The sequence below is a fragment of the Pseudomonas sp. NFX15 genome (assembly GCF_049132105.1).
Taxonomy (GTDB): Bacteria; Pseudomonadota; Gammaproteobacteria; order Pseudomonadales; family Pseudomonadaceae; genus Aquipseudomonas.
In genome coordinates, this window is record NZ_JAFMPV010000025.1 from 33,372 (window position 1) to 58,049 (window position 24,678).

General features: G+C 60.3%; 23 protein-coding genes and 1 pseudogene. 13 read left to right on the plus strand and 11 right to left on the minus strand.

Annotation, left to right across the window (positions count from 1 at the left end):
• Positions 1-12: 12 nt before the first annotated feature.
• Both earP and J1D76_RS22140 read left to right on the plus strand, forming a co-directional pair.
• Complete coding sequence (earP, locus tag J1D76_RS22135; RefSeq protein ID WP_421140472.1) at positions 13-1,155, plus strand: elongation factor P maturation arginine rhamnosyltransferase EarP; 1,143 nt, start codon at positions 13-15, stop codon at positions 1,153-1,155.
• A gap of 48 nt (positions 1,156-1,203) precedes the next feature.
• The gene (locus J1D76_RS22140; RefSeq protein WP_421140473.1) at positions 1,204-1,773 is read left to right on the plus strand and encodes an elongation factor P; all 570 of its coding nucleotides are present in this window, start codon (positions 1,204-1,206) and stop codon (positions 1,771-1,773) included.
• Positions 1,774-1,857: 84 nt separating this feature from the next.
• Here the strand turns inward: J1D76_RS22140 and J1D76_RS22145 are convergent, their stop codons facing one another.
• From J1D76_RS22145 to J1D76_RS22155, 3 genes and pseudogenes are all read right to left on the minus strand, one after another.
• The gene (locus J1D76_RS22145; RefSeq protein WP_421140474.1) at positions 1,858-2,277 is read right to left on the minus strand and encodes an organic hydroperoxide resistance protein; all 420 of its coding nucleotides are present in this window, start codon (positions 2,275-2,277) and stop codon (positions 1,858-1,860) included.
• 271 nt (positions 2,278-2,548) lie between these two features.
• Positions 2,549-3,010 (minus strand): MarR family winged helix-turn-helix transcriptional regulator, encoded by a 462-nt coding sequence (locus J1D76_RS22150; protein WP_421140475.1) that lies wholly within the window; start codon positions 3,008-3,010, stop codon positions 2,549-2,551.
• A gap of 67 nt (positions 3,011-3,077) precedes the next feature.
• Positions 3,078-3,203, minus strand: a pseudogene (locus J1D76_RS22155) (LysR family transcriptional regulator); the annotation flags it as partial.
• Positions 3,204-3,285: 82 nt separating this feature from the next.
• Between J1D76_RS22155 and J1D76_RS22160 the strand changes: the two are divergent.
• Positions 3,286-4,035, plus strand: coding sequence for a sulfite exporter TauE/SafE family protein (locus tag J1D76_RS22160; RefSeq protein ID WP_421140476.1), 750 nt, complete (start codon positions 3,286-3,288; stop codon positions 4,033-4,035).
• Here J1D76_RS22160 and J1D76_RS22165 read toward each other — a convergent pair.
• On the minus strand, positions 4,025-4,879 hold the full coding sequence (locus J1D76_RS22165; RefSeq protein WP_421140477.1) for a LysR substrate-binding domain-containing protein: 855 nt from the start codon (positions 4,877-4,879) through the stop codon (positions 4,025-4,027). The genes J1D76_RS22160 and J1D76_RS22165 overlap by 11 nt on opposite strands.
• A 96-nt stretch (positions 4,880-4,975) precedes the next feature.
• Here J1D76_RS22165 and J1D76_RS22170 point away from each other — a divergent pair, with 96 nt between their 5' ends.
• Both J1D76_RS22170 and J1D76_RS22175 read left to right on the plus strand, forming a co-directional pair.
• The gene (locus tag J1D76_RS22170) at positions 4,976-5,191 is read left to right on the plus strand and encodes a DUF1127 domain-containing protein (protein WP_421140478.1); all 216 of its coding nucleotides are present in this window, start codon (positions 4,976-4,978) and stop codon (positions 5,189-5,191) included.
• Between the two features lie 80 nt (positions 5,192-5,271).
• The gene (locus J1D76_RS22175; RefSeq protein WP_421140479.1) at positions 5,272-6,501 is read left to right on the plus strand and encodes a winged helix-turn-helix domain-containing protein; all 1,230 of its coding nucleotides are present in this window, start codon (positions 5,272-5,274) and stop codon (positions 6,499-6,501) included.
• 87 nt (positions 6,502-6,588) lie between these two features.
• Here J1D76_RS22175 and J1D76_RS22180 read toward each other — a convergent pair whose 3' ends face one another.
• Positions 6,589-7,935: a class II 3-deoxy-7-phosphoheptulonate synthase gene (locus J1D76_RS22180; protein WP_421140480.1), complete on the minus strand. Its 1,347-nt coding sequence runs from the start codon at positions 7,933-7,935 to the stop codon at positions 6,589-6,591.
• 150 nt (positions 7,936-8,085) lie between these two features.
• On the opposite strand from J1D76_RS22180, the gene J1D76_RS22185 reads away from it, so the two are divergent.
• Positions 8,086-8,841 carry a spermidine synthase gene (locus J1D76_RS22185; RefSeq protein WP_421140481.1) on the plus strand — a complete coding sequence of 252 codons (756 nt, stop codon included), beginning with the start codon at positions 8,086-8,088 and terminating at the stop codon, positions 8,839-8,841.
• Between the two features lie 115 nt (positions 8,842-8,956).
• Here J1D76_RS22185 and J1D76_RS22190 read toward each other — a convergent pair whose 3' ends face one another.
• Complete coding sequence (locus J1D76_RS22190) at positions 8,957-9,748, minus strand: crotonase/enoyl-CoA hydratase family protein (RefSeq protein ID WP_421140482.1); 792 nt, start codon at positions 9,746-9,748, stop codon at positions 8,957-8,959.
• A gap of 424 nt (positions 9,749-10,172) precedes the next feature.
• Between J1D76_RS22190 and J1D76_RS22195 the strand changes: the two genes are divergently transcribed.
• A complete protein-coding gene (locus tag J1D76_RS22195; protein ID WP_075948176.1) occupies positions 10,173-11,846 on the plus strand; it encodes a DEAD/DEAH box helicase in 1,674 nt (557 codons plus the stop codon).
• Between the two features lie 137 nt (positions 11,847-11,983).
• Here J1D76_RS22195 and J1D76_RS22200 read toward each other — a convergent pair whose 3' ends face one another.
• Positions 11,984-12,751 (minus strand): DODA-type extradiol aromatic ring-opening family dioxygenase, encoded by a 768-nt coding sequence (locus tag J1D76_RS22200; protein WP_421140483.1) that lies wholly within the window; start codon positions 12,749-12,751, stop codon positions 11,984-11,986.
• Positions 12,752-12,852: 101 nt separating this feature from the next.
• Here J1D76_RS22200 and J1D76_RS22205 point away from each other — a divergent pair, with 101 nt between their 5' ends.
• Complete coding sequence (locus J1D76_RS22205; RefSeq protein WP_421140512.1) at positions 12,853-13,509, plus strand: thiopurine S-methyltransferase; 657 nt, start codon at positions 12,853-12,855, stop codon at positions 13,507-13,509.
• A gap of 180 nt (positions 13,510-13,689) precedes the next feature.
• On the opposite strand, the gene htpX is transcribed toward J1D76_RS22205, so the two are convergent.
• Positions 13,690-14,580, minus strand: a complete 891-nt coding sequence (gene htpX / locus J1D76_RS22210; protein ID WP_007973520.1) for a protease HtpX — start codon at positions 14,578-14,580, stop codon at positions 13,690-13,692.
• Positions 14,581-14,896: 316 nt separating this feature from the next.
• Positions 14,897-16,108 carry a pyridoxal phosphate-dependent aminotransferase gene (locus J1D76_RS22215; RefSeq protein ID WP_421140484.1) on the minus strand — a complete coding sequence of 404 codons (1,212 nt, stop codon included), beginning with the start codon at positions 16,106-16,108 and terminating at the stop codon, positions 14,897-14,899.
• 226 nt (positions 16,109-16,334) lie between these two features.
• On the opposite strand from J1D76_RS22215, the gene msrB reads away from it, so the two are divergent.
• The 3 genes from msrB to J1D76_RS22230 all read left to right on the plus strand — a co-directional run bounded on the left by msrB (position 16,335) and on the right by J1D76_RS22230 (position 17,854).
• Positions 16,335-16,730 (plus strand): peptide-methionine (R)-S-oxide reductase MsrB, encoded by a 396-nt coding sequence (gene msrB / locus J1D76_RS22220; RefSeq protein ID WP_421140485.1) that lies wholly within the window; start codon positions 16,335-16,337, stop codon positions 16,728-16,730.
• 180 nt (positions 16,731-16,910) lie between these two features.
• A complete protein-coding gene (locus J1D76_RS22225) occupies positions 16,911-17,396 on the plus strand; it encodes a glutathione peroxidase (protein WP_421140486.1) in 486 nt (161 codons plus the stop codon).
• Positions 17,393-17,854: a MarR family winged helix-turn-helix transcriptional regulator gene (locus J1D76_RS22230; RefSeq protein WP_421140487.1), complete on the plus strand. Its 462-nt coding sequence runs from the start codon at positions 17,393-17,395 to the stop codon at positions 17,852-17,854. Before J1D76_RS22225 ends, J1D76_RS22230 begins: the two co-directional genes overlap by 4 nt.
• On the opposite strand, the gene J1D76_RS22235 is transcribed toward J1D76_RS22230, so the two are convergent.
• Positions 17,838-20,159 (minus strand): response regulator, encoded by a 2,322-nt coding sequence (locus J1D76_RS22235; RefSeq protein WP_421140488.1) that lies wholly within the window; start codon positions 20,157-20,159, stop codon positions 17,838-17,840. The genes J1D76_RS22230 and J1D76_RS22235 overlap by 17 nt on opposite strands.
• A 165-nt stretch (positions 20,160-20,324) precedes the next feature.
• Here J1D76_RS22235 and J1D76_RS22240 point away from each other — a divergent pair, with 165 nt between their 5' ends.
• Together J1D76_RS22240 and J1D76_RS22245 are read left to right on the plus strand one after the other, a co-directional pair.
• Positions 20,325-21,215 (plus strand): ATP-binding protein, encoded by an 891-nt coding sequence (locus J1D76_RS22240; protein ID WP_421140489.1) that lies wholly within the window; start codon positions 20,325-20,327, stop codon positions 21,213-21,215.
• On the plus strand, positions 21,212-21,694 hold the full coding sequence (locus J1D76_RS22245; protein ID WP_421140490.1) for a GAF domain-containing protein: 483 nt from the start codon (positions 21,212-21,214) through the stop codon (positions 21,692-21,694). The genes J1D76_RS22240 and J1D76_RS22245 overlap by 4 nt, the downstream gene beginning before the upstream one ends.
• Here J1D76_RS22245 and J1D76_RS22250 read toward each other — a convergent pair whose 3' ends face one another.
• Positions 21,695-24,640, minus strand: coding sequence for an HD domain-containing phosphohydrolase (locus tag J1D76_RS22250; RefSeq protein WP_421140491.1), 2,946 nt, complete (start codon positions 24,638-24,640; stop codon positions 21,695-21,697).
• Positions 24,641-24,678 lie beyond the last annotated feature (38 nt).

A 24,678-nucleotide genomic window follows, 5' to 3' on the forward strand; every position in this document is an offset into this window, starting at 1 on the left:
CGGGAATCTGTTATGCCTGAAATGAAAACCCGCTGGGATATTTTTTGCACCGTGGTCGATAACTTCGGTGACATCGGTGTGACCTGGCGGCTGGCCCGGCAACTGGTGGCCGAGCATGGGTTGGCCGTGCGCCTGTGGGTCGACGACCTGCGTTCCTTTGAGCGCATTTGTCCACCCATCGACATCCATGCCGCGCAACAGTGGCAACAAGAGGTCGAGGTCCGTCATTGGCCATCCGAATGGCAACCGACCGAAGCCGCCGATGTGGTGATCGCCGCGTTCGCCTGTCAGTTGCCCAGCGCCTACATGGACGCCATGACCGAACGGGAAAAGCCCCCGCTGTGGATGAACCTGGATTACCTGAGCGCCGAAGACTGGGTGATCGGTTGCCACGGTTTGCCGTCGGTGAAATACAAAAGCGTGCAGAAGTTCTTTTTCTTCCCGGGGTTCCAGAAAGGCACCGGCGGCTTGTTGCGTGAGCGCGGCTTGCTGGAGCGTCGTCGGCAGTTTCAACAAAACCCGCAAGCTCAAGCAGAGTTCCTGCAAGGATTAGGGATTGATCCTGCGCCTGGCGCGCAGTTGATCTCGTTGTTTGCCTACGAAAACACCGGGCTCGCCAGTTGGCTCGATGCGATGGCCAGCGATTCGACCGCCACCCATCTGTTGGTGCCGGAAGGGCGGATTCTCGGCGATGTCGAGCGTTGGCTCGGTGTGCAGGGTTTGGCCGCCGGCGCCGAGCATGTGCGTGATGCCTTGACCGTGCAAGTGCTGCCATTCGTCCGCCAGGACCAATACGACATGTTGCTGTGGTGCTGCGATTTCAACGCCGTGCGCGGCGAAGACTCCTTCGTGCGTGCGCAATGGGCGGGCCGGCCTTTTCTCTGGCACATCTACCGGCAGGAAGAAGACATCCATCTGGACAAGCTCGAAGCCTTCCTCGAACTGTACGTGAAGGGGCTTTCGAACCCTGCGCGCGAGGCGATCAGCGGTCTTTGGCGGGCGTGGAACGCGGGTGAAAAAATGCCCGACCACTGGCAATCCACCCGTAAACACTGGCCAGAGCTGGAAAAACACGCCGAGACGTGGTGTCTGGAACAGGCCTTGCAGGCCGATCTTGCCACGGCGCTGGTACAGTTTTATGGAAATTGGATATGATACGCGGCCTAGATTTTTGTAAATCCCATCCAATTTCGGATATTCGCAATGAAAACTGGTAAAGAACTGAAACCCGGGATGGTGATCCGTCTCGAAAACGACCCTTGGCTGGTTCAGAAAGCTGAATTCACCAAGTCGGGTCGTAACAGCGCGATCATGAAGACCAAGCTGAAAAACCTGCTGACCGGTTACAAGACCGAGATCGTTTACAGCGCCGACGACAAACTGGACGACGTGATCCTCGACCGCAAAGAAGCGACCCTGTCCTTCATCAACGGCGACTCCTACACGTTCATGGACACCACTGACTACACCATGTACGAGCTGAACGCCGAAGACATCGAGAGCGTTCTGCCATTCATCGAAGAAGGCATGACCGACGTTTGCGAAGCCGTGTTCTTTGAAGAACGCCTGGTTTCCGTAGAACTGCCGACCACCATCGTGCGTCAGGTTGACTACACCGAAGGCTCCGCTCGCGGCGACACTTCCGGCAAGGTCATGAAGCCTGCCAAACTGAAGAACGGTACCGAGCTGTCGGTTGCTGACTTCATCGAAATCGGCGACATGATCGAGATCGATACCCGCGAAGGCGGTTCCTACAAAGGCCGTGCTAAATAAGCACCCCTTGTGGAATGAAAAAGCCCGACCCTTGAGTCGGGCTTTTTTGTGCCTGCCAGAACCGCGATGACTCCCTGTAGGAGCTCAGACGGTGACGTGCAGACGTACCTCGACGTTGCCACGGGTGGCGTTGGAGTACGGGCAGACCTGATGGGCTGCGTCGACCAGAGCTTGTGCATCGGCCTGTTCAAGCCCCGGCAGGCTGATGTGCAGGTCGATGTCCAGACCGAAGCCGCCAGGGATCTGGCCGATGCCGACGTGGGCGGTGATCGACGCGTCGTTCGGGATGTTGCGCTTGGTCTGGCTGGCGACGAATTTCAAGGCGCCGATGAAGCAGGCGGAGTAGCCGGCAGCAAACAGTTGCTCAGGGTTGGTGGCTGCGCCACCGGCACCGCCGAGTTCTTTGGGCGTGGCGAGTTTGACGTCGAGGATGTTGTCGCTGGAGATCGCACGACCGTCACGGCCACCGGTGGACGTTGCGATGGCGGTGTAGAGAGTTTGCATGGTGATAGCCTCGTTCCGGATCTGATTTGTTTGCGCTAAATGTTTGCGCGCTAAGTAAGTGCGAAGTGAATGTAACGCGCTAATGTTTAGTGCGCAATATAAAAGCAAAATATTCTGGCCGGGACAGACGAACGGTTGGTGAAGTGGGCTGGAAACAATTGTAGGAGCGAGCCTGCTCGCGATGGCGGTGTGTCAGTCAACTTTGGCTGAATGTGACATCGCAATCGCGAGCAGGCTCGCTCCTACAGGGGGATGGTGGTGGTTTGGGGCGTCAGAGGCTGTCTTGCAGGCTGCTCCGCAACGCTTGCAGTTCCGCTTGCAGGTGTTGCAGGCGCTCCAGGGTCATCCCGCTGGCGCCGAGGATGCACTGCGGAATATCTCGCGCCTTGTCGCGCAACGCCCGGCCTTGCTCGGTCAACTCGACGATCACTACCCGTTCATCCTCGCGACTGCGGGTGCGGCTGAGCAAGCCTTCGGCTTCCAGGCGCTTGAGCAGCGGCGTCAACGAGCCGGGGTCGGTCATCAACCGTGTGCTGATTTCGCCTACGGTCAAACCATCCCGTTCCCACAACACCATCATCGCCAGGTATTGCGGGTAGGTCAGCCCCAGCGCTTGCAGCAAGGGCTTGTAGACCTTGGTCATCATCAACGAGGTGGAATGCAGGGCGAAGCACACCTGATTGTCCAGCAACAGGTGGTCGCAGTCGTCCGCCATATCGTGTTCGGTGGTCATGTCGAAGCCTTTGTCAGTGATGCCAGGAATCTAGCGGGCGAATCTTTAATGCGCCAGATAATTTTCATCAGTGCTGCTGCAAATGGGTTTGCAGCAAAAGATCCCAAGGTGGAACCGGGCTGAAGCGCGTCTTCGGGTATTCCAGCAATAAACGGCTGCGGGGGTTGGGCTGTTGGTCCAGACGCAAGGCGTAGAAGCACAGCCATTGTGCGTCGCTGTGCATTTCCACGCCAGACTGCGTAGGATCCAGCGCATGACGTGAGGAGTATTGGGCTGTGATTGAGTGTGTGACGTACCTGATATTTGGCGCGGCCCTGGGCACCCTGGGTGGGTTGTTCGGGATTGGCGGCGGCCTGATCGCGATTCCGCTGCTGGGCGTATTGTTTGGGCTCGACCAGCAGATCGCCCAAGGCACGGCGCTAGTCATGGTGGTGCCGAACGTGATGCTGGCGCTATGGCGCTATCACCAGCGCAACCGGATCGAGTTGCGTCATGCGCTGCCGCTGGCCGTCATGGGCTTTTGTTTTGCCTGGCTCGGTTCGATCTGGGCGTTGGGCATTGATGCGCAAACCATGCGTGTCGGCTTCGTCGCGTTTCTCGTCGCGTTGTCGGTCTACAACCTGCTGCGAATGTTTGCCAGCAGCACGCCGGCAGTCTCGCAGATGAATTACTCCTGGCCCTGGTTGGGTGTGCTGGGCGCTGCATCCGGTGCGATGGGTGGTTTGTTCGGTGTTGGCGGCGCGGTTGTGGCAACCCCCGTGCTGACCAGTCTGTTCGGTACCAGCCAAGTGGTTGCCCAAGGGTTGTCGCTGGCCTTGGCGCTGCCGAGCACGGGTGTCACGCTGGTGACGTATGCCGTTCATCAACAGGTGAACTGGATGATCGGTGTGCCTCTGGCAGTCGGCGGCCTGATGAGCATCAGTTGGGGCGTAAAGATTGCTCACGCTTTACCTGAGCGTTTGCTGCGCGGGCTGTTTTGCGGCTTCCTGGTGTTATGCGCGGTGATGCTCGCGTTCAAAGTTTGAACCCTTCAATGATGTGTTCGGCCAGGCATTCGGTGATCGGCGACGGATTATGCAGGTTGCGCACGAGCATGATGCTGGCCTCGGGCAGGACTGGCAGGTCTTCGGCCTCACCAAGGATGCGCATGTCCGCGGTGATCAGGCTTTCCAGCTGCGCCGTGACCGCCAGGCCAGCGCTGACCACCGCCATGATCGCCGACAGGCTGTCGCTGTTGTACGCCACTCGATAATCACGCCCCTGCGCGTCCAGGGCATTGCAGGCCCAGAGCCGGCAGAAGCAATCACTGTTGAACATCGCCAGCGGCAGCGGCGTCTGCTCGTGGGCGCTATAGCATTGCGCCTCGGCCCAGACAAAGCGTTCCTTGCGCAACAACTGACCGATTTCGCTGCCCGGTTCGCGGGTGACGATGGACAGGTCGAGGTCCTGGCGCATCAGCAATTGTTTGGATGATTCGCAGTGCACTTCGATCTGGATCAACGGGTAGGACTGGGCAAACCGCCGCAGGATCCCAGGCAGGAATCGCATCACGTAATCGTCCGGCGTGCCGATGCGCACGCTGCCGATCATGTCCGGCTCGCGCAAGGTATTGAACACTTCACTGTGCAGCTTGAGGATGCGCCGGGCATAGCCCAGCAGCACCTGGCCTTCGGCGGTCAGGCGTACTTGCCGGCCGTCGCGCTGGAACAACTGGCGTTGCAACACGTCTTCTTCCAGGCGTTTCATCTGCATGCTGACGGCGGACTGGGTGCGGTTGACCAATTCACCGGCACGGGTGAAGCCGCCCTGGTCGGCAATGGCGACGAAGGTGCGCAGCACGTCGGTATCGATGCTCGGGTAGGCTGACATCCATCAATCTCCGAGATATGTGACATCAGAAACATTCGTTGGATTGATCTTAGACCCGGCGCGAGACTGGAGCCATCCCAAACGGAGGGCAACAAGATGAAAGGTCAACATGAGTTCCACAGCGCGCAAAGACACTCGGTTCATTTGATTTCCGATCTGCTGCACAAGGTCGGCCGTTGGTACGAACTGCATCGTGAGCGCGAACTGCTGGCGAGCCTGAGCGACGAAGCGCTCAAGGACATCGGCATGAGCCGTGCGGACGTCGAGAACGAGTCGATCAAACCGTTCTGGAGTGACCCGATGCATAAATGATCCGATCACTAAATGATGAATGCCACGCTACACAAACCCCTTACCGGTGAGGTAGGTTGCGAGCAGACAAGGAGATGCCCATGCCCGCAACGTTGTCCTTTACCCTCCAGCAGGCTCGACGTCTGGCGCTGGCCGCCCAAGGGTTCAACGGGCGGCAGCCGCCGGCGGCGATCAAGGCTGCTGCGCTCAACCGGCTGATCGAACGGCTGGGCATTTTGCAGATCGACTCGGTCAACGCCCTGGTGCGTTCGCACTACCTTCCGCTGTTTTCCCGTCTCGGCAATTACTCCTCCGATTTGCTCGACCAGGCCGCCTGGAGCCAGGGCCGTCGTCGTACGTTGTTTGAGTATTGGGGGCATGAAGCCTCGTTGTTGCCCCTGTCCATGTACCCGTTGATGCGCTGGCGCATGCAGCGTGCGCGCCGTGGCGAAGACATTTATCAGCAGCTCGCGCGATTTGGTCGTGAACAACAGGACACCATTCGCCGGGTGTTGGCGTCGGTCGAAGAGCTGGGTGCGCTGGGTGCCGGGAGCCTGTCGACCCGTCAAGAACGGGCCGGGCCCTGGTGGGACTGGAGCGCGGAAAAGCACGCGCTGGAATGGTTGTTCGCCGCCGGTGAAGTGACCGTGGCCGGACGGCGCGGATTCGAGCGGCTCTACGATTTGCCGGAGCGGGTGATTCCCTCGGCGGTGCTTGCCCAGCCTGTTTTGAGTGAGGAGGAGGCCCAGCGCGGCCTGCTACGGCATGCGGCAACGGCGCTGGGTGTCGGCACGGAAAAGGACCTGCGGGACTATTTCCGCTTGAACCCGGCGGACAGCCGGACACGATTGGCCGAATTGGTCGAGGCCGGTGAGTTGCTGACTTGTGAAGTCGAGGGTTGGCGCCAACCGGCCTATTGCCTGCCTGAGCCCGCGGTGCCGCGCAAAGTCGCGGCCAGTGCATTGCTCTCGCCCTTCGATTCGCTGATCTGGGAGCGCAGCCGGACCGAGCGGCTGTTTGAGTTCCGCTATCGGCTGGAGATCTACACGCCGCAGGACAAACGGGTGTACGGCTATTACGTGTTGCCGTTTCTGCACAACGAACGGATTGCCGCACGGGTTGATCTACGCGCCGAACGGGCGGCAGGGCGGTTGGCAGTGCATGCGGTGCACGAGGAAGAAACGGGGCTGGATGACCAGGGGATGCTGGCGTTGGCGGTCAATCTGCGACAGATGGCGGATTGGCTGGGGCTGGCGCAGGTGCAGTTGAATTGCCCGCGGGCGAGTGCGGCGCGGTTGCGGGGGGCATTGGCGCAGGTTGAGGGTGATTGAGCCGACGTTATCGCGAGCAGGCTCGCTCCCACAGGGAAACACCGTCCAATGTGGGAGCGAGCCTGCTCGCGAAGGGCGCGACTCGATTTAGCGCCGAACCTGCTTCAGCGTCTCGGCAATCAAAAACGCCAGCTCCAGTGACTGATCGGCATTCATCCGCGGGTCGCAATGGGTGTGGTAACGATCCGACAAACCATCCTCGGTAATCGGCCGCGCTCCGCCAATGCACTCGGTCACGTTCTGCCCGGTCATCTCGATGTGGATACCGCCGGCGTAGCTGCCTTCGGCTTCATGCACCTGGAAGAACTGCTTCACCTCGCCAAGGATCTGCGCAAAGTCGCGGGTCTTGTAGCCGCTGCTGGCCTTGATCGTGTTGCCGTGCATCGGGTCAGAACTCCACAGCACTTGCTTGCCTTCGCGCTGGACCGTGCGGATCAGTTGCGGCAAGTGATCGCCGACCTTGTTCGCGCCCATCCGCGCGATCAGGTTAAGGCGACCCGGATCGTTATCCGGGTTGAGGATGTCGATCAGCCGGATCAGGTCGTCAGGGTTCATGCTCGGGCCGACCTTGACGCCGATCGGGTTGTTCACTCCGCGCAGGAATTCGACATGGGCGCCGTCGAGCTGACGGGTGCGGTCGCCGATCCAGAGCATGTGCGCCGAGCAGTCGTAGTAATCGTTGGTCAGGCTGTCGCGACGTACGAAGGCTTCTTCATAGTTCAGCAGCAGCGCTTCGTGGGCTGTGAAGAAACTGGTTTCACGCAGTTGTGGCGAAGTGTCCATGCCGCAAGCGCGCATGAACGCCAGGGTTTCATCGATGCGGTCGGCCAGGTGGCTGTACTTTTCAGCCAGCGCCGAGTTGGCGATGAAGTCCAGGTTCCATTTGTGCACCTGATGCAGGTCGGCAAAACCGCCCTGGGCGAAAGCGCGCAACAGGTTCAGGGTCGCGGTGGACTGGTGATAGGACTGCAACAGGCGTTCCGGGTCCGGGACGCGGCTTTTTTCGTCGAAACCGATGCCGTTGACAATGTCCCCACGGTAGGCGGGCAGGGTCACGCCATCGATGGTTTCGTCGTTCGCCGAACGAGGCTTGGCAAACTGCCCGGCCATGCGCCCGACCTTGACCACCGGGCAGCCGGCGGCAAAGGTCATGACGATCGCCATCTGCAACAACACCTTGAAAGTGTCGCGGATTTTCGCGGCGGAGAACTCGGCGAAGCTTTCGGCGCAGTCGCCACCCTGCAACAGGAACGCGCGGCCCTGGGTTACCTCGGCAAACTGACGGCGCAACTCCCGGGCTTCACCGGCAAACACCAGTGGCGGATAGCTGGCCAGGGTCTGCTCGACCTGCTGCAAATGCGCAGCGTCGGGGTATAGGGGTTGTTGCTGGATCGGCAGGGCGCGCCAGCTGTCGGGGCTCCAGGGTTGGCTCATCACGGTCTCTAGTGTTTTCGCTCGGGCGTCCATGTTATCAGCAAATTAGTGCGTGACCTGTTCCGGTCGCTTGGCCGACAATCTGGCCTTTGCCGCTTTCTACCCGCGGTGTTATTGCGTTGCCGGCCCCGGCAGCGATCAGGAGATGAAATGACTGAGGAGCGCGTCGAGCATCTGCTCGCCGAGGTGCAGGACGAGTTCGGCGTGATTCGGGTGCTGGAAGTGGCCGATTACCGGTTTCTCGAGTTCGGCGATGCCATTGAGCAAAGCTGCGTGTTCACGGCCGACCCGAGCTGGCTCGAGTACGACTACACCCGGGCGATGCTGATCGGCGCGTTGTGTCACGAGCAACCGGAAAGCGCGCTGTTCCTTGGTCTCGGCGCTGGGACGCTGACCCAGGCTTGCCTCAAATTCCTGCCGCTGGAAGATGTCGAAGCCATCGAATTGCGCCCGGACGTACCGCGCCTGGCCATTGAGTACCTGGGGCTGGATGACGATCCGCGCCTGTACATCCGCGTGGGCGATGCGCTGGAGTTGCTGGATACCGCTGAGTCGGCAGACCTTATTTTCGTCGACCTGTACACCGATGTCGGTCCGGGTGTCGGGCATCTGGCCTGGAGTTTTCTGGAAAACTGCCAGAAGCGATTGAATCCGGGTGGCTGGCTGGTGATCAACCAGTGGGCAACCGACGATGGCAAACCCTTGGGCGCTGCATTGTTGCGTGGTTTGTATCACCGCCATTACTGGGAACTGCCGGTGAAGGAGGGCAACGTGATTCTGATCGTGCCGTCGGAGCTGGATCAGCAACTGGATATGGAAGGCTTGACCGCACGCGCCGAAGCGCTGGCGCCGCGTTTGGGCTATTCGCTGGATTCGTTGATCAAGTGCATTCGCCCGGCGACCTGATGAATTGATTGCCCGGATGGGCCCCTTCGCTGGCAAACCAGCTCCCACAGGATTTGCGCAAGTCCCTGTGGGAGCTGGCTTGCCAGCGAAGGGGCCATTAAAACCACCACAAAAACTAAAGCCCTTTGAACACCCCGGGCCGCCGCTCCACCATCGACCGCACACCCTCGGCCGCATCCTCGCTGGCCATCAATTTTTTCACCAGCGGCGGCAACCCCCGTGCCGCCGCCGTTTCCCCTTCATACCGGGCCTGTCGTGCCGACATCAATGTCGCCTGCACCCCCAACGGCGCCTGCCGAGCGATCCGCTCGGCCAACTCAATCGCCCGCGGCAGTAAATCCTCACTGGCCATGACTTCCTGGACCAATCCCAGGTGCAAAGCATCGCGGGCGTCGAACTCATCGCCGGTCAACAACCAGCGCATGGCATTGCCCCAGCCGGACACCTGATGCAGGCGCAACGTGGCGCCGCCAAACGGGAAGATCCCGCGTTGCACTTCCATTTGTGCGAACCGGGTGTTGCTGGCGCACAGGTTGATATCAGCAGCGAGCATCAGCTCGATCCCGATGGTCAGGCAATAACCCTGGGCGGCGACAATCACCGGTTTGCTGACCCTGGGGCCGGCGAACACGCCCCAGGGATCGCAGCCACCCGGTGGTGCTTGCCAACCTTGGGCCAGTGTCTGGCTGGCATTCACCAGGTCGAGCCCGGCAGTGAAGTGATCACCATGGCCGAACACCACTGCCACCCGCGCCTCGCTGTCGGCTTCGAACTCGCCGTAGGCCAGGCTCAATTGGTTGAGCAGGTCGAGGTCGAAGGCATTGCGCTTGGCCACTCTGTCCAGACCGATCCTGAACACGTGACCATGGCGTTCGCGGCTGACTCGACTGGTGCAGGGCTGATTCATGGAGCTGGTCCTCGGGGGTGGGCAGGGCATGTCAGACCGGTGGTCCGCACGGTAAAAGGTGAACCGTTTTAGCGCCATCACCCGCAAGGCCGGGCCTTTGAAAAATAGACGGCTGATCGATTATTCGCAAAGCCTGTGACACAACGGCGTATGCGGTGGATTTCCGATAAAAAAAGCTCCCTTTTTTGGCGAATTCCGGTATAGTGCGCGCCGGCCTTTAACCGGGCCGCGTTTAGGTAGCGCAATTCCCCGAAGCCAGCTTCGGCTGCTCGTCCGCCCAGCGGACTCTTCCTTGACGATTCTTTTCATTCATTCGTTTTCGCAAATCCCCGCCGACAAAGCTGCCAGGGCGACTCTTGAGTCTCAACACGGCACGCGCAGCTTTGGAGCATGGGTCTTTGCGGATGCACTTAGAGGCAGACCCATGACCCAGGAAACCGGCGGCTTCGCCGCTTTTAATCTTAATCCGAATATTCTTGCAGCCGTCACCGCGACTGGCTACGAAGAGCCATCGGCTATTCAGCAGCAATCGATCCCGATCATCATGGCCGGTCACGACATGATTGGTCAGGCGCAAACCGGTACGGGTAAAACCGCTGCGTTCGCCCTGCCGATCCTGCATCGCATCGATCCTGCAAAGCGCGAACCGCAAGCCCTGATCCTGGCCCCAACTCGTGAGTTGGCGCTACAAGTTGCAACCGCTTTCGAAACCTATGCCAAGCAAATGCCGGGCGTAACTGTTGTGGCTGTCTACGGCGGCGCGCCGATGGGCCCACAATTGAAAGCAATCCGTAATGGTGCACAGATTGTTGTCGCCACTCCGGGCCGTCTCTGCGACCACCTGCGTCGTGACGAAAAAGTACTGGCGACTGTGAACCACCTGGTTCTCGACGAAGCCGACGAAATGCTCAAGCTGGGCTTCATGGATGACCTGGAAGTTATCTTCAAGGCCCTGCCTGCGACTCGTCAGACCGTACTGTTCTCGGCCACCTTGCCTCAGTCGATCCGTGCCATTGCTGAACGCCACCTGCGCGATCCGCAACACGTGAAGATCCAGACCAAGACCCAGACGGTCACGGCGATCGAACAGGCTCACCTGTTGGTTCACGCTGACCAGAAGACTTCGGCCGTTCTCAGCTTGCTGGAAGTGGAAGATTTCGACGCCCTGATCATGTTCGTGCGCACCAAGCAAGCGACCCTGGACCTGGCCAGTGCCCTGGAAGCCAAAGGCTACAAAGCCGCTGCGCTGAACGGCGACATCGCCCAGAACCAGCGTGAGCGCGTGATCGACTCCCTCAAGGATGGCCGTCTGGACATCGTTGTGGCGACCGACGTTGCTGCCCGTGGCCTGGACGTTCCGCGCATCACTCACGTATTCAACGTTGACATGCCGTACGATCCGGAATCCTACGTTCACCGTATCGGCCGTACCGGCCGTGCCGGTCGCGAAGGTCGTGCGCTGTTGCTGGTGACTCCGCGTGAGCGCCGCATGCTGCAAGTGATCGAGCGTGTAACCGGTCAGAAAGTCGCTGAAGTTCGCCTGCCGGACGCTCAAGCCGTTCTGGATGCGCGCATCAAGAAACTGACCAACAGCCTCTCGCCGCTGGTGGCTGATGCCGAATCGACTCACGGTGATCTGCTCGATCGCCTGACCGCCGACATCGGATGCAGCCCACGAGCCCTGGCCGCAGCCCTGCTGCGCAAGGCAACCAACGGTCAAGCGCTGAACCTGGCCGCTATCGAGAAAGAGCGTCCACTGGTGCCGAACAATGCACCGCGTGGCGATCGTCCAGAGCGTTCCGGTGATCGTCCTGAGCGTGGCGACCGCGAGCGTCGCGCTCCGATGCCACTGGGCGAAGGCCGTGCACGTTGCCGTACCGCGCTGGGTGCGCGTGATGGTATCGCGGCGAAGAACCTGCTGGGTGCCATCCTCAACGAAGGCGGCCTGGCCCGTGAAGCGATTGGTCGCATCCAGGTGCGTGACAGCTTCAGCCTCGTCGAGCTGCCGGAAGATGGTCTGGAGAAGTTGCTGACCAAGCTGAAGGACACTCGCGTTGCTGGCAAGCAGTTGAAGCTGCGTCGCTACCGCGAAGATTGATCCGCTTTCGGGCTGATTGATCGAACATGAAAAATCCCCGACTGGATCGGGGATTTTTTTTGCCTGCTGATTTTTGTTGCCGCCAATCGCGAGCAGGGGATCGCATACCAATGTGGGCGAGCCTGCTCGCGAAGGGGTTATCCGAAGCGGTAGATGTCCATGCCCAGCGCACCCATGGTGAATCCCTGGTGGACAATCCCGAACGGCCCACCCGCCGCGCGGGCAAAGTACAACGGCAACAAATGCTCATCGCTCGGGTGATTGCGCACGGCGTTCGGTGCTTGCGCACGGTAGTCATGCAGCGCAGCTTCATCGTTCGCGGCAAGTTTCTCAATCATCCAGTCGCGAAACGACAAGGCCCATGGCTCAACACTCTCCGGGCCAGCATGCCAGTCCAGTTCCCGCAGATTGTGGGTAATGCTGCCGGAGCCGATCAGCAGCACGTCGCGCTCACGCAGGCTGGCCAGCGCGTGACCAACTCGGGTCTGCAGGGCCGGGCCCGCACGTGTGGGCAGGGAAACCTGAACGATCGGGATGTCCGCTTGCGGGTACATCAACGACATGGGCACCCAGACGCCGTGGTCGAACGGCCGGTTGCTGTCGATGCGCACGGGAAGACCAGCTATTTTCAACAAGTCGACGACCTGGGCCGCGAGCTGTGGATCGCCGGGTGCCGGGTACTGGACCTCGAACAGGGCCTTGGGAAAACCACCGAAGTCGTGCCAGGTTTCCGGGTGGGGATTGCCGCTAACCAACAGCTCGTTGCTCTCCCAGTGTGCAGAAACCATCACGATTGCCTTGGGCTTCGGCATTTCGGCTGACAGGCGGGCGAGTGCCGGTCCGCTGGCACCCGGTTCCAGCGCCAGCATTGGAGACCCGTGTGAAATGTACAGGCTGGGGAACATGACTGAGCTCCTGAGTTAAGATGGCACCATCTTCAGTCAGATCATTGATCTAAATCTAATATAAGTTTTAGGGTGTTTTGATCGAATTTTCGGGGTTAATTATGCAACCGGAGTTTTGGCACAAGAAGTGGGCGGCGAATCAGATCGGCTTTCACTTGCCGCAGGTGAACCCTCATCTAAAGCGGTTCTGGCCAGCGTTAAGCCTTGAAGAAGGCGCGCGCGTGTTGGTGCCGTTATGTGGAAAAAGCCTGGATTTGCTATGGCTCGCGCATCAAGGCCATGAGGTCTTGGGAGTCGAACTGTCGGAAAAAGCCGTCGAGGAGTTTTTCAGCGAGCATGGCTTTGATCCAGCCGTGAGCGAGCAGGGCCCGTTCAAGGTTTATCGGGCCGGTTCCATTGAGCTGTGGTGTGGCGACTTCTTCGAGCTGACGGCAGGCGATGTTGCCGATTGTTCTGCACTTTATGATCGCGCGGCGTTGATCGCGCTGCCGGCGGAAATGCGAGAGCGCTACGCCGCCCATTTGAAGCGGATACTGCCAAAGGACTCCCATGGCCTGGTGATCACCCTGGACTATGACCAGTCGCAGATGCCCGGCCCGCCGTTTGCCGTGCTCGATGAGGAAGTGCAACGGTTGTTCGGGGACGCCTGGGCGGTGAAGATCCTCGAAGACCAGGATGTCTTGAGCGAGAGCGGGAAGTTCCTTGAGGCGGGAGTGACGCGGTTGGAGGAGCGGGTGTATCGGGTTGCCAGTCGGTAATGTTCAGCTGGCAGTGCCGGCCCCTTCGCTGGCAAGCCAGCTCCCACAGGGATGGTGTCTGACCCCGTCAACTGTTGGAGCTGACTTGCCATCGAAGGGGCCCTGAAGAACACCGCAGCATTCCAGCATGACAAAAAAAGGCCTGCATCACTGCGGGCCTTTTCATTTGCCTGGTGTCTCTTAGCCCCGGCGACGAGCCAGTGCATCAATACGCTCTTCCAGCGGCGGGTGGCTCATGAACATGCGGGCAAACCCTTGCTTGATGCCACCGTTGATGCCAAAGGCATTCAGGGTATCAGGCATGTGGACCGGCAGGCCCTGTTCGGCGCGCAGGCGTTGCAGGGCGCCAATCATCGCGGCGGTACCGGCCAGGTTCGCACCGGCTTCGTCGGCGCGGAATTCGCGTTTGCGCGAGAACCACATGACGATGGCGCTGGCCAGGATACCCAGGACCAGTTCGGCGAAGATGGTCGCCACGTAGTAGGCAATGCCCTGGCCTTCTTCGTTCTTGAAAATCACTTTATCGACGAAGTTGCCGATGATCCGTGCGAAGAACATCACGAAGGTGTTCACCACGCCCTGAATCAGCGCCAGTGTGACCATGTCGCCATTGGCCACGTGGCCGATTTCGTGGGCAAGGACGGCTTTCACTTCATCCGGCGAGAAACGCTCAAGCAAACCCTGGCTGACCGCGACCAGTGCGTCGTTCTTGTTCCAGCCGGTGGCGAAGGCATTCGCCTCGTAGGCCGGGAAAATACCGACTTCGGGCATCTTGATCCCGGCTTCGCGGGACAGTTGCTCGACGGTTTGCAGCAGCCATTGCTCGTGACGGGTTCGTGGCTGGGTGATGATCTGGGTGCTGGTGCTCATCTTCGCCATCCACTTGGAGATGAACAGCGAGAACAGCGAACCGGCGAAACCAAAGACCGCACAGAAAATCAGCAGCTGATTGAGGTTGAGATCAACCCCATTGGCCGCCATGAACCCGTTGAAGCCGAAAAGGCTCAGGGTGATGCTGGCAATCAGCACGACCGCCAGGTTAGTGGCCAAGAACAGCAGGATGCGCATCATGGTTGTAGAAGTCTCCTCAAGCTAAAGATGTAGCGTACTGCGGGGTATATAAGGTGCTGCACCGGGGTATTCAACCGGGTGACTATTTCAAACTGTGTCCTACGGCAACAGTCTAGCTGCTTGCAGGGCAATTCCGACGGGGATGCGGGAAGTGTTTGTCAGTCAAATACCCTCGAGGACCCTAGCCTTTGTTAGGCGCGGGCAGGCCAGGCATCATCCGCCAAGGGCTGGCGCGCGGGTCATCGCTGGAGTGCAAGCAAGTGTTGCTGAATGAATCACCGTGCGGCGCACTGATGCATCGCACGGGATGAGCCACTTACTGGCGGTAGGACTTGAGGAAGCTGCCGATGCGACCGATGGCCATTTCCAGGTCATCGACGCGCGGCAGGGTCACGACGCGGAAGTGGTCAGGCCACGGCCAGTTGAACGCCGTGCCCTGGACGATCAACAGCTTCTCGGATAGCAGCAGGTCGAGGACGAATTTCTCGTCATTGTGGATCGGGCAGACTTTCGGGTCGATCCGCGGGAAGGCGTACAGCGCGCCCATGGGCTTGACACAGCTTACGCCGGGAATGTCATTGAGCAATTCCCAGGTGCGGTTGCGTTGTTCCAGCAATCGGCCCTGCGGCAGCACCAGGTCGTTGATGCTCTGGTAGCCACCGAGGGCGGTCTGGATCGCGTGCTGGCTCGGCACGTTGGCACACAGGCGCATGTTGGCCAGCATGTCGATGCCTTCGATGTAGCTCTGGGCGTGGTGTTTCGGGCCGGAAATGGCGATCCAGCCGGACCGGAAGCCCGCCACGCGGTAGGACTTGGACAGGCCGTTGAAGGTCAGGCACAGCAGGTCCGGGGCCAGCGAGGCGGTGCAGATGTGCACCGCATCGTCATATAGGATCTTGTCGTAGATTTCGTCGGAGAACACTACCAGGTTGTGCTGGCGGGCCAGTTCCAGCATGCCCAGCAACACTTCCTTCGAATACACCGCGCCAGTCGGGTTGTTCGGGTTGATGATCACCAGGGCCTTGGTGTTCGGGGTGATCTTGGCCTTTATGTCGGCCAGGTCAGGCCACCAGTTGGCCTGCTCGTCGCACAGGTAATGCACCGGGTTACCGCCCGACAGGCTGACGGCCGCGGTCCACAGCGGATAGTCCGGCGCGGGCACCAGCACTTCGTCGCCGTTGTTGAGCAAAGCCTGCATCGACATCACGATCAGTTCGGAAACGCCGTTGCCCAGGTAGATGTCTTCAATGCCGACGCCTTCTACCTGCTTTTGCTGGTAATACTGCATCACGGCCTTGCGCGCGCTGAACAAGCCCTTGGAGTCGCTGTAGCCTTGCGCAGTTGGCAGGTTGCGGATCACGTCCTGGAGGATTTCATCCGGCGCTTCGAAACCAAAAGGCGCCGGGTTGCCGATGTTCAGCTTGAGGATGCGATGGCCTTCCTCTTCCAGGCGTTTGGCGTGCTTGAGCACCGGGCCGCGAATGTCGTAGCAGACGTTGGCGAGCTTGTTCGATTTGCTGACCTGCATGGCGATGTGTTCCCGAAAATGAACGATCCAGCCGGCGTTTGGACAACCGTGCTGGGAATCCTGCGTATTCACACAGGCCTGACGCCTTGAGATGCAGCACCCATATTTCCGTTTGAATGCGCGTGGTCTGGCTGCCAGACTGGCGTTTGACGAGGCGCAATCATACGTGCCGCCCGATCCGTGGAAAAGGTACAGATCGGGCTTTTTCAGCCGCTGAGGTGTGATGATGGAAAAGTTGGAAAAAACCCTGGAAGAATGGAAGACGATGCTCGATCCGGAGCAGTACAACGTGTGCCGTCTGAAGGGCACCGAACGACCGTTCTCCGGCAAATACAACGCCACCAAGACCGACGGTGTCTACCACTGCATCTGTTGCAACGAGCCGCTGTTCGACTCCAAGACCAAGTTCGACTCCGGCTGCGGCTGGCCAAGCTTTTATGCGCCGATCGGCGACAACGCCATGACTGAGATTCGTGATGTCAGCCACGGCATGATCCGCACCGAAGTGGTCTGTTCCAAATGCGACGCGCACCTGGGCCACGTATTCCCGGACGGCCCGCCGCCGACGGGCCTGCGGTATTGCATCAATTCGGTGTGCCTGGACCTGGTACCCCGCTCGTAATGTCAGCCCTGTAGGAACTGGCTTGCCAGCGATGGCGTCCTTGAATGCGATGCAATACTTGAAGGCCCCTTCGCTGGCAAGCCAGCTCCTACAGTTGATTGTCTGTGCAATTATTTAAATTGCACACAATTCAATTGCTCGCTATTTTGTTTTCTCTGGCATTCACTCGGAACCGCGAACATGAGCGACAACCTGCTGTCCATCCCTTGCACCACCATCAAGGGCGAGCAAAAGACCCTGGCAGATTTCGCCGGCAAAGCCGTGTTGGTGGTCAACACGGCCAGCAAATGCGGTTTTACCCCGCAGTACAAAGGCCTGGAAGAACTCTGGCATACCTACAAGGACCAAGGCCTGGTGGTGCTCGGTTTTCCCTGCAATCAGTTCGGCAAGCAAGAGCCGGGCAACGAAGGGGCGATTTCCGAGTTCTGCGAGCTGAACTTCGGTGTCAGCTTCCCGCTGTTCAAGAAGATCGACGTCAACGGTGCCGACGCCCATCCGCTGTTCGTGCAGTTGAAAAAGCGTGCGCCGGGCGTGCTGGGCTCTCAGGGCATCAAGTGGAACTTCACCAAGTTCCTGATCGGCAAGGATGGACAACTGGTCAAGCGTTTCGCCCCGGCGACCAAGCCGATGGACCTGACCGGCGAGATCGAAGCCCTGCTCAAATGAATAGCTTGCCGCTAGATTCCCTGAAGCTCGACAGCCAGCTGTGTTTCAAGCTGTACGCCGCCTCGCGGGCGGTGATTCGCGCCTACAAGCCGATGCTCGACCCGTTGGGCCTGACCTACCCGCAGTACCTGGCGATGCTGGTGTTGTGGGAGTGGCAGGACGCCGCGCCCGAGCAGCCGACCGTCAAGGCCTTGGGCGAGCGTCTGGCCCTGGATTCCGGCACGCTGACACCCTTGCTCAAGCGCCTCGAACAACTGCAGTTGGTCCAGCGCCAGCGTTCAGCGCGCGATGAACGTGAAGTGCATCTGAGCCTGTCGCCAGCCGGCCTGGCGTTGCGCGATCAGGTCGGGCCGCTCAAGGCGCGGCTGTTGTGCGACAGCGGGGTCGATCTGAACCGCCTCAACGACTTGCGCGACGGCCTCGATCACCTGCTGGGGCAGATCAAGTCGCTGTCCTAGCAGGTATCCACAAGTCCAGCAGGGCGGCGAGTTCTTCGCGCCGGAAAGGTTTGGCCAGGTAGTCGCTCATGCCCGCGGCCCGGCAGCGCTCGCGTTCCTCTGACATGGCGTTGGCCGTCAGGGCGACGATGGGCAACTGAGGCCAGCGGCCGCTGCGGCGGATTTGCCGGCTGGCTTCATAACCATCCATCACCGGCATGTTGCAGTCCATCAGCACCAGGTCGAAATCGCGTTGCTCGAGCTGATCAAGGGCTTCGCCGCCATGGGCCGCCGTGGTTACCTCGCAACCGAGTTTGCCGAGCATCCCCTTGGCCACCAACTGGTTGACCGGATTGTCTTCGACCAACAGCACGCGACCGCGGCTTTGCGGGCCCTGCGCGGTGAGCGGGTCCTCGGTGATCGGTTGGGTTTGGGGTTGCAGGATCCGCCGCAAGATCTGGTCCAGCGTATTACGCGCCAAGGGCCGCGCCTGTTGTTGCAAGGGGGCGAGGGCGTTGACCTCTTCGCTGGGCATGAAATTGCCGTAGGCGGTGACCAGCAGGATCGGTGCACCAAGGGTGGGCCGCAAATTGAACAGGCATTCGGGGCAGTCGGTGATCAGCACGTCGGCCGTCAAGCCAAGCAGCGAGTCGTCCATGGAGCGTCGTTCATAGGCCAGTCCCCAGCCGGGCACCAGGTTGCTCAACAGTTCATGCAAGCCACTGCTGGCGGCTGTGATGGCGATGACTTTGCCCTGGAGCAGGGCTACCGGCATGGCACGGGTATGGCTGGGCAAGGGCAAATCCGCGCAGAACTGGCTGCCGAAGCCCGGTTCGGAACTGATGGTCAGGCGCCCTTGCATGGCTTCGCACAGATTGTAGGTCAGCGCCAGGCCCAGCCCGGTTCCGCCAAACTGGCGAGTGATGCCGGCGCCGGCCTGGGTGAACGGTTGGAAAATTTTCACCTGGGCATCCCGGGGAATGCCAATGCCGGTGTCGCAGACTTCGATTCTGACGCCATCGCCCTGCGTCGACAGGCGCACGTCGACACGTCCGAATCGGGTGAACTTGAGCGCGTTGGACAACAGGTTGCTGACGATTTGCCGCACCCGGGTCGGGTCGCCGAGCACCAGTGCCGGGAAGCGTGGATCGATCAGGCAGGTCAGTTCGACGCTGGCGGCGGCGTTCTGCGACAGCAGGTTGGCGGTGTCCTCGACCAGTGAGCCAAGGTCGAAGGGGATGTGTTCGAGTTCGAGTTGCCCAGCATCGAATTTCGACAGGTCGAGAATATCGTTGAGCAATTCCACCAGCACTTTGCCTGAGTCATGGGCGATGGACAGTTGCTGCTGCTGTTCGGCAGTGAGCGGCCCGTCCAGCGACAGCGCGATCATCCCGAGCAAGCCATTGAGCGGCGTGCGGATTTCATGGCTCATGTTGGCCAGGAACACCGAGCGTGCCTCGGCCATGTCGAGGGCCGTGCTGCGGGCGACTTGCAGTTCCTCGTTCGATTGGCTGAGCCGGGTGTTGATCGCCTTGAGCTCGATGGTGCGCGCCGAAACGATGTTTTCCAGTTGACCAAGGTATTCGGTCAGGCGGTTTTCGGCGTTTCGCCGTTGCTGGATTTCAGTGGCGATATTCTGAAATTGCTGGTTGGCAACCTTGACCAGCACGCCGATCTCATCGTTGGCGTGGCCGGCGGGGCACTCCAGCGATGTCGGCTCGATGCTGCTCGGGTCGCGGCCGCTGAGTTCGCGGATGACCCGCACCAGGGGCTTGGTCAGCATGGCATAGAACAAGGCCAGCAAAATCCCGGATAACAGCAGGCTGCGGGCGAAGCCGTTGAGCAGGGTCACTTCGGCCCGGCGCAGGAAGCGGTCGCCGAAGGCATAAGTGTCGACGTTCAGGCGCAGCGTTCCCAGGGATTCGTTGGGGAGATGGTCCAGGTAAAGACGGTCTTCGAACTGTCGGCTGGCGCCAAACAGGAAGTCGCTGAGCACCCGGTAACTGTTTTGCACGCCAGCACGCTTGACGTTGGCCAGGACGATGCCGTTGTTGTCGGTCAGCTTCACCCCGATGATCGCCGGCGAGCGCAACAGGCCCTGGGTCAGCTCCTTGGCGAGTTCAGCGTCGATGTTGTAGGCGATCCGCGAGGCCGGGTTGTGGCTGATTTCCAGTAATGAAAGGATTTCACGATTGATGGAGGCGTCTTCACTGGCATAATCGATGCCTATTTGCAGCAGGCTGAGCAGCGTGCCCAGAATAAAACCGACCAGCACAGTCAGCCTGGCTTGCTTGAATGACAGCCGGTTGGTGAATTTGATATCCATGGGGGGGTGAACCACTTCCTGTTCCTTTCGCTGCTCAAGCATAGTCGATCATGCCTGTCTTCCGATGCTCTCGCGAGCCCTGTAGTGCGGGGCAAGCCGTTCGCCGGACGCTGTATTTCGACGCTGTATCGCCATCATTACTGTGAACGTGCCCGAGGAGAAGTCGTGGATTCCCGATTGAATGCTTTTCTTGAACGCGCCGATGCCGTTCTAGCCCGTATCGAACCGCTGCTGCCGGCACCGCGCCCGGCCATCGACTGGACGCAATGCCTGGCTGCGCGCTGGCAGCGCGAGTCGCGTGGCGGTTACCTGATGCCGCTGGAAGTCAGCCTCGACATGCGTCTGTCTGACCTGATCGGTGTCGACCGGCAAGTCGAGCAGCTGGGCAAAAACACCCAACAGTTCCTCGACGGCATGCCTGCCAACCACGCCTTGCTGTGGGGCTCGCGGGGGACCGGCAAGTCTTCGCTGGTACGCGCCCTGTTGGCCGAACACGCCCTGGCCGGTTTGCGCTTGATCGAGATCGAACGCGATCACCTGGCAGACCTGCCGCGCGTGGTCGAGCAGATCGCCAAGCTCCCCCAGCGTTTCGTGCTGTTTTGCGATGACCTGTCGTTCGAGTCGGGCGAGGGCGATTACCGGGTACTCAAAAGCGTACTCGACGGCTCGCTGGAACAGGCGCCGGACAACGTGCTGCTGTACGCCACCTCCAACCGTCGCCACCTGGTGCCGGAAAAGGAAAGCGACAACGAGAACTGGAAACGCGTCGACGGCGAATTGCATCCGAGTGAAGCCGTGGAAGACAAGATCGCGCTGTCGGACCGCTTTGGTTTGTGGCTTTCGTTCTATCCGTTTACCCAGGATCACTTCCTCGATGTGGTCGAGCACTGGATCGGCCAGTTGGCCGCCAAGGCCGGGCTGGCGTGGCAGCGCACCGAAGAACTGGACATCCTGGCAGTCCGTTGGGCCACCGGCCGGGGCAATCGCAATGGACGTTGCGCCTACCAATTTGCCCGTTATTGGGTCGGTCTGAAACTGTTGGAGCACAAGGCATGATCGATTTACAAAAGAGCGGCCAGGGCCTGGAAGGCTACGGCATGCTGCACGCGCAGCTGGAATCCTTGTTGGCGGACGAAAGGGATTTCATCGCCAATGCCGCGCAGTTCTCGGCGTTCCTGTTCAATCAGCTTGATGACCTGAACTGGGCCGGTTTCTACCTCACCCGCAACGAAGAACTGGTACTCGGTCCGTTCCAGGGACAAATCGCGTGCGTGAGGATTCCGTTTGGTCGCGGCGTTTGCGGCACCGCAGCCGCTACCTTGCAGACGCAGTTGGTGGAAGATGTGCACGCGTTTCCCGGTCACATCGCCTGCGACAGTGCGTCGAACAGCGAGCTGGTCGTGCCGCTGGTCAAGGACGGCCGGTTGATCGGTGTGCTCGACCTCGACAGCCCGAAACTTTCGCGTTTCAGCGCACAGGACCAGGCCGGCATCGAGCAGCTGGCGGCAATTTTCCTGCGCCTGACCGACTGTTGATCAAGACGCCAGTCCCGCCTTGGCCAGCAGGCTCGAGGCGTCCACCGCGTCGATCTGCTGCGGGTCGAGGAAGCGCCTGGCGTACTGCAGATAGATCTGCGCCTTGATGAACAGGCCGAACAGCTCGGGGTCGATGTGGGCATCACGGCACATGAACGCCATGATGCCCAGCGCCTCGCTCAAGGTCTTGGCTTTTTTGTAGGGGCGGTCGGCCGCCGTTAACGCTTCGAAAATATCGGCAATCGCCATCATCCTCGCCGGCAGGCTCATCTCTTCGCGTTTCAAGCGTTTCGGGTAACCGCTGCCGTCCATTTTCTCATGATGCCCACCGGCGATTTCCGCGACGCTGCGCAGATGCGCGGGGAACGGCAGGTGGTTGAGCATCAGGATCGTCTGCACGATGTGGTTGTTGATGACATAACGCTCTTCGCTGGTCAGGGTGCCGCGGACAATGCACAGGTTGTACAGCTCGCCCCGGTTGTATTTGTGCGCGGGTACGTCGAGTTTGAAACCCAGTGGATTGTCCGGCGGTATCACTTCGTTTTCGTTGCGTTCGAACAGGTGCTCGGGCTTGTCCGCCAAAAGCGGTTCGCTGACTGGCAGGGACGGGGCAGGTGTCCTGCTTTGGCGCCGGTTTTCTTCCCAGGACACACCCAGCCGGTCATCCAGGGTTCGGCTCCAGGTGCGTTGGGCCAGGCTGCGCAGGCGCTGCAGATCAGCGTCGGCCATCGCCTCGCCGCCGAGATTGCAACGCGCGACGAAGGCGAAATCATCGTCAACACCGGCCAGGCTGGCATCGCGCAAGGCTGCCAGCGCAGGCTCGTCGCCGCCCAGGGCGATGGCCTGCCAGTAGCTGATCCAGGCATCGCGCTTGAGCACCTCGAAGCGCATGCGGATTTCGTGGATCCGATCGCTCAGGGTTTCCAGTTTGGTGGCTTTGTCGACGACGTATTCAGGGGTGGTGACCTTGCCGCAATCGTGCAGCCAGGCGGCAATGTGCAGCGCCTCCCATTCATCCTCGGTCGGTTGATAGCCGCGGAAGGCCGGCTCCTGGCTGTCGGCGGCAGCCTGGGCGAGCATCAGCGTCAGTTCCGGCACGCGCTGGCAATGGCCGCCGGTGTAGGGGCTTTTGGCGTCGATGGCACCCGCCAGCAGTTGAATGAACGCGTCCAGCAACTGTTTTTGCCGGGCTTGCAGGCGCTGGCTTTCGATGCTCACGGCCGCCGCGCCGGACACCGCCTGGAGAAACGCGATACGGTCCGGTCGCAGTTTGTCCAGGTCGCTTTGCTCGCCGCTGTCGGCCAGCAGTAATACCAGCAGGCCCACGGTTTCGTTGTGGCGATTGTGCAAGCGGATGCCGATCAGATGAACCCGAGGGCATTCCAGTGCGAGCAGGATTTTTTGCAGGTCACCGGCCTCATCGAAACCGAGGTTGCTGACGACGTTGTCGGCGTTGGCCAACTGGTGCAGCCAAGCGGGGCTTTGCGGGTCCTCGAGCGAGTGCCCGCGGACGTTGAAGGATTGCAGGTTTTGCGTGCTGTTGTTGATGACCAGCCCATGGGGCTCCATGGATTCGCCATCGCCTTCGCGCAGATAGATCAGGCCGGCCTGGGCCTGGCCGATTTTCACGGTTTCAAACAACACCCGCTCCAGCAGCGGGGCAAAGCGGGTTTCGGCGCTGAGGCTGTCAGTGATCTGGAAGAAGCTGGCCAGCGTGTCTTTCATCCTTCCCATCGACACGCCCAGTTGATCGACTTCAAGCACAGGCGAGCGCCGGGACAGCGGAAAGTTGAAATCGAAACTGCGAATCGCGTCTGCCTCCTGCACCAGCGCGCGCAAGGGCTTGACCAGTATCCTGGAAGTCAGCCAACCCAGTGGCACGCATAACAGCAGCGTCGCCAGGGTAATGAGTGCACCTTGCCAGCGCATCCGATAGGCATCGACGAGCAATTCATCCTCCGGAACCAGCAGCGCCAGTTGCAGCCCCTGGGGTCCTCCTTCCTCCATGCTGCTGCGGGCCACGATCCATTCCCGGCCATAGGCGTTCAAGCGGCGGCCCTGTTGTTGGCCTTTGAGCAACACACCCAGGCTGGGGCTGAGGTCGGCCGCTTTGGCCAGGCGGGCGGTCTGGTCGTCGACAATCAGCCTGTTGCTGTCGGGGTAGGCGATGGCATTGCCTTGGGCGTCGAACAACACGATTTCGGTACTGGGGGTGACGACGTGCTTGGCCAGGGTCGCGCTGAGTTCGGCCAGGGTCAGGTCGGCGCCGATGATGGCCTTGTCGCCGCTGCGTCGCGCGAGCGTGGTGCCCGCGTTGTGGGTGGAAAAAAACACGTAGGGCTCGGTGGTGATCTGGTCATTGTCGCTGCGGGCACTGGTAAACCAGGCGCGGGTGCGCGGGTCGTACGTGTCGTTCAGGTTGTCCTGGCGGCTGAGCAGTGCCAGGTGGCGGTCGAAAAACAAAGACTGGGAATGGGGCTGGCCGCCGCTGTCGTGCTCGATACTCCAGACCTGGTAGGTCGCGGTGTCCGGGGCCTTGAGCAAGGCCTTCATTTCAGGGGTACGCAGCGGGCGGACCATGAAAAAGTCACCGCTGTCGTAGCCCAGGTACAACGAGGCCAGATCGGGGTTGTCTTCGAGTGACTGGCTGAAGGGTTCGAGCAAGGCCAGGCGCTGTTCCAGGTCAACGGACTGTCCCGCCGGGTTCAACGCCAGCAGGCTCAACAGGTGCCGAATGGGTTCGTAGGTCGCTTGCAGGTCGAGTCGGACATCCTGCTCAATGCGGTTGAAGAGTTTTTCGCTGCTGGACAGGATGATCTGCGTGGTTTGCCGGTAGTTGAATACGCCCAGTACGACCCCGGTCAACAGCAATAAAAAAGTGAACATCACGCTGATATGGACGTGCAGTGGAAACCGGCGTGGGTCCGTGCGCAGTGGGTTAGGCATTGCGGGTTTCTCCCTGAGGGTTAACGCACTGCTGAGGG

Excerpts from the sequence above, each read along its gene's own strand:
- earP (WP_421140472.1), top strand. The coding sequence starts at position 13 with ATGCCTGAAATGAAAACCCGCTGGGATATTTTTTGCACCGTGGTCGAT.
- J1D76_RS22140 (WP_421140473.1), top strand. The coding sequence starts at position 1,204 with ATGAAAACTGGTAAAGAACTGAAACCCGGGATGGTGATCCGTCTCGAA.
- J1D76_RS22145 (WP_421140474.1), bottom strand. The coding sequence starts at position 2,277 with ATGCAAACTCTCTACACCGCCATCGCAACGTCCACCGGTGGCCGTGAC.
- J1D76_RS22150 (WP_421140475.1), bottom strand. The coding sequence starts at position 3,010 with ATGACCACCGAACACGATATGGCGGACGACTGCGACCACCTGTTGCTG.
- J1D76_RS22165 (WP_421140477.1), bottom strand. The coding sequence starts at position 4,879 with ATGTCAGCCTACCCGAGCATCGATACCGACGTGCTGCGCACCTTCGTC.
- J1D76_RS22170 (WP_421140478.1), top strand. The coding sequence starts at position 4,976 with ATGAAAGGTCAACATGAGTTCCACAGCGCGCAAAGACACTCGGTTCAT.
- J1D76_RS22175 (WP_421140479.1), top strand. The coding sequence starts at position 5,272 with ATGCCCGCAACGTTGTCCTTTACCCTCCAGCAGGCTCGACGTCTGGCG.
- J1D76_RS22180 (WP_421140480.1), bottom strand. The coding sequence starts at position 7,935 with ATGAGCCAACCCTGGAGCCCCGACAGCTGGCGCGCCCTGCCGATCCAG.
- J1D76_RS22185 (WP_421140481.1), top strand. The coding sequence starts at position 8,086 with ATGACTGAGGAGCGCGTCGAGCATCTGCTCGCCGAGGTGCAGGACGAG.
- J1D76_RS22190 (WP_421140482.1), bottom strand. The coding sequence starts at position 9,748 with ATGAATCAGCCCTGCACCAGTCGAGTCAGCCGCGAACGCCATGGTCAC.
- J1D76_RS22195 (WP_075948176.1), top strand. The coding sequence starts at position 10,173 with ATGACCCAGGAAACCGGCGGCTTCGCCGCTTTTAATCTTAATCCGAAT.
- J1D76_RS22200 (WP_421140483.1), bottom strand. The coding sequence starts at position 12,751 with ATGTTCCCCAGCCTGTACATTTCACACGGGTCTCCAATGCTGGCGCTG.
- J1D76_RS22205 (WP_421140512.1), top strand. The coding sequence starts at position 12,853 with ATGCAACCGGAGTTTTGGCACAAGAAGTGGGCGGCGAATCAGATCGGC.
- htpX (WP_007973520.1), bottom strand. The coding sequence starts at position 14,580 with ATGATGCGCATCCTGCTGTTCTTGGCCACTAACCTGGCGGTCGTGCTG.
- J1D76_RS22215 (WP_421140484.1), bottom strand. The coding sequence starts at position 16,108 with ATGCAGGTCAGCAAATCGAACAAGCTCGCCAACGTCTGCTACGACATT.
- msrB (WP_421140485.1), top strand. The coding sequence starts at position 16,335 with ATGGAAAAGTTGGAAAAAACCCTGGAAGAATGGAAGACGATGCTCGAT.
- J1D76_RS22225 (WP_421140486.1), top strand. The coding sequence starts at position 16,911 with ATGAGCGACAACCTGCTGTCCATCCCTTGCACCACCATCAAGGGCGAG.
- J1D76_RS22230 (WP_421140487.1), top strand. The coding sequence starts at position 17,393 with ATGAATAGCTTGCCGCTAGATTCCCTGAAGCTCGACAGCCAGCTGTGT.
- J1D76_RS22235 (WP_421140488.1), bottom strand. The coding sequence starts at position 20,159 with ATGGATATCAAATTCACCAACCGGCTGTCATTCAAGCAAGCCAGGCTG.
- J1D76_RS22245 (WP_421140490.1), top strand. The coding sequence starts at position 21,212 with ATGATCGATTTACAAAAGAGCGGCCAGGGCCTGGAAGGCTACGGCATG.
- J1D76_RS22250 (WP_421140491.1), bottom strand. The coding sequence starts at position 24,640 with ATGCCTAACCCACTGCGCACGGACCCACGCCGGTTTCCACTGCACGTC.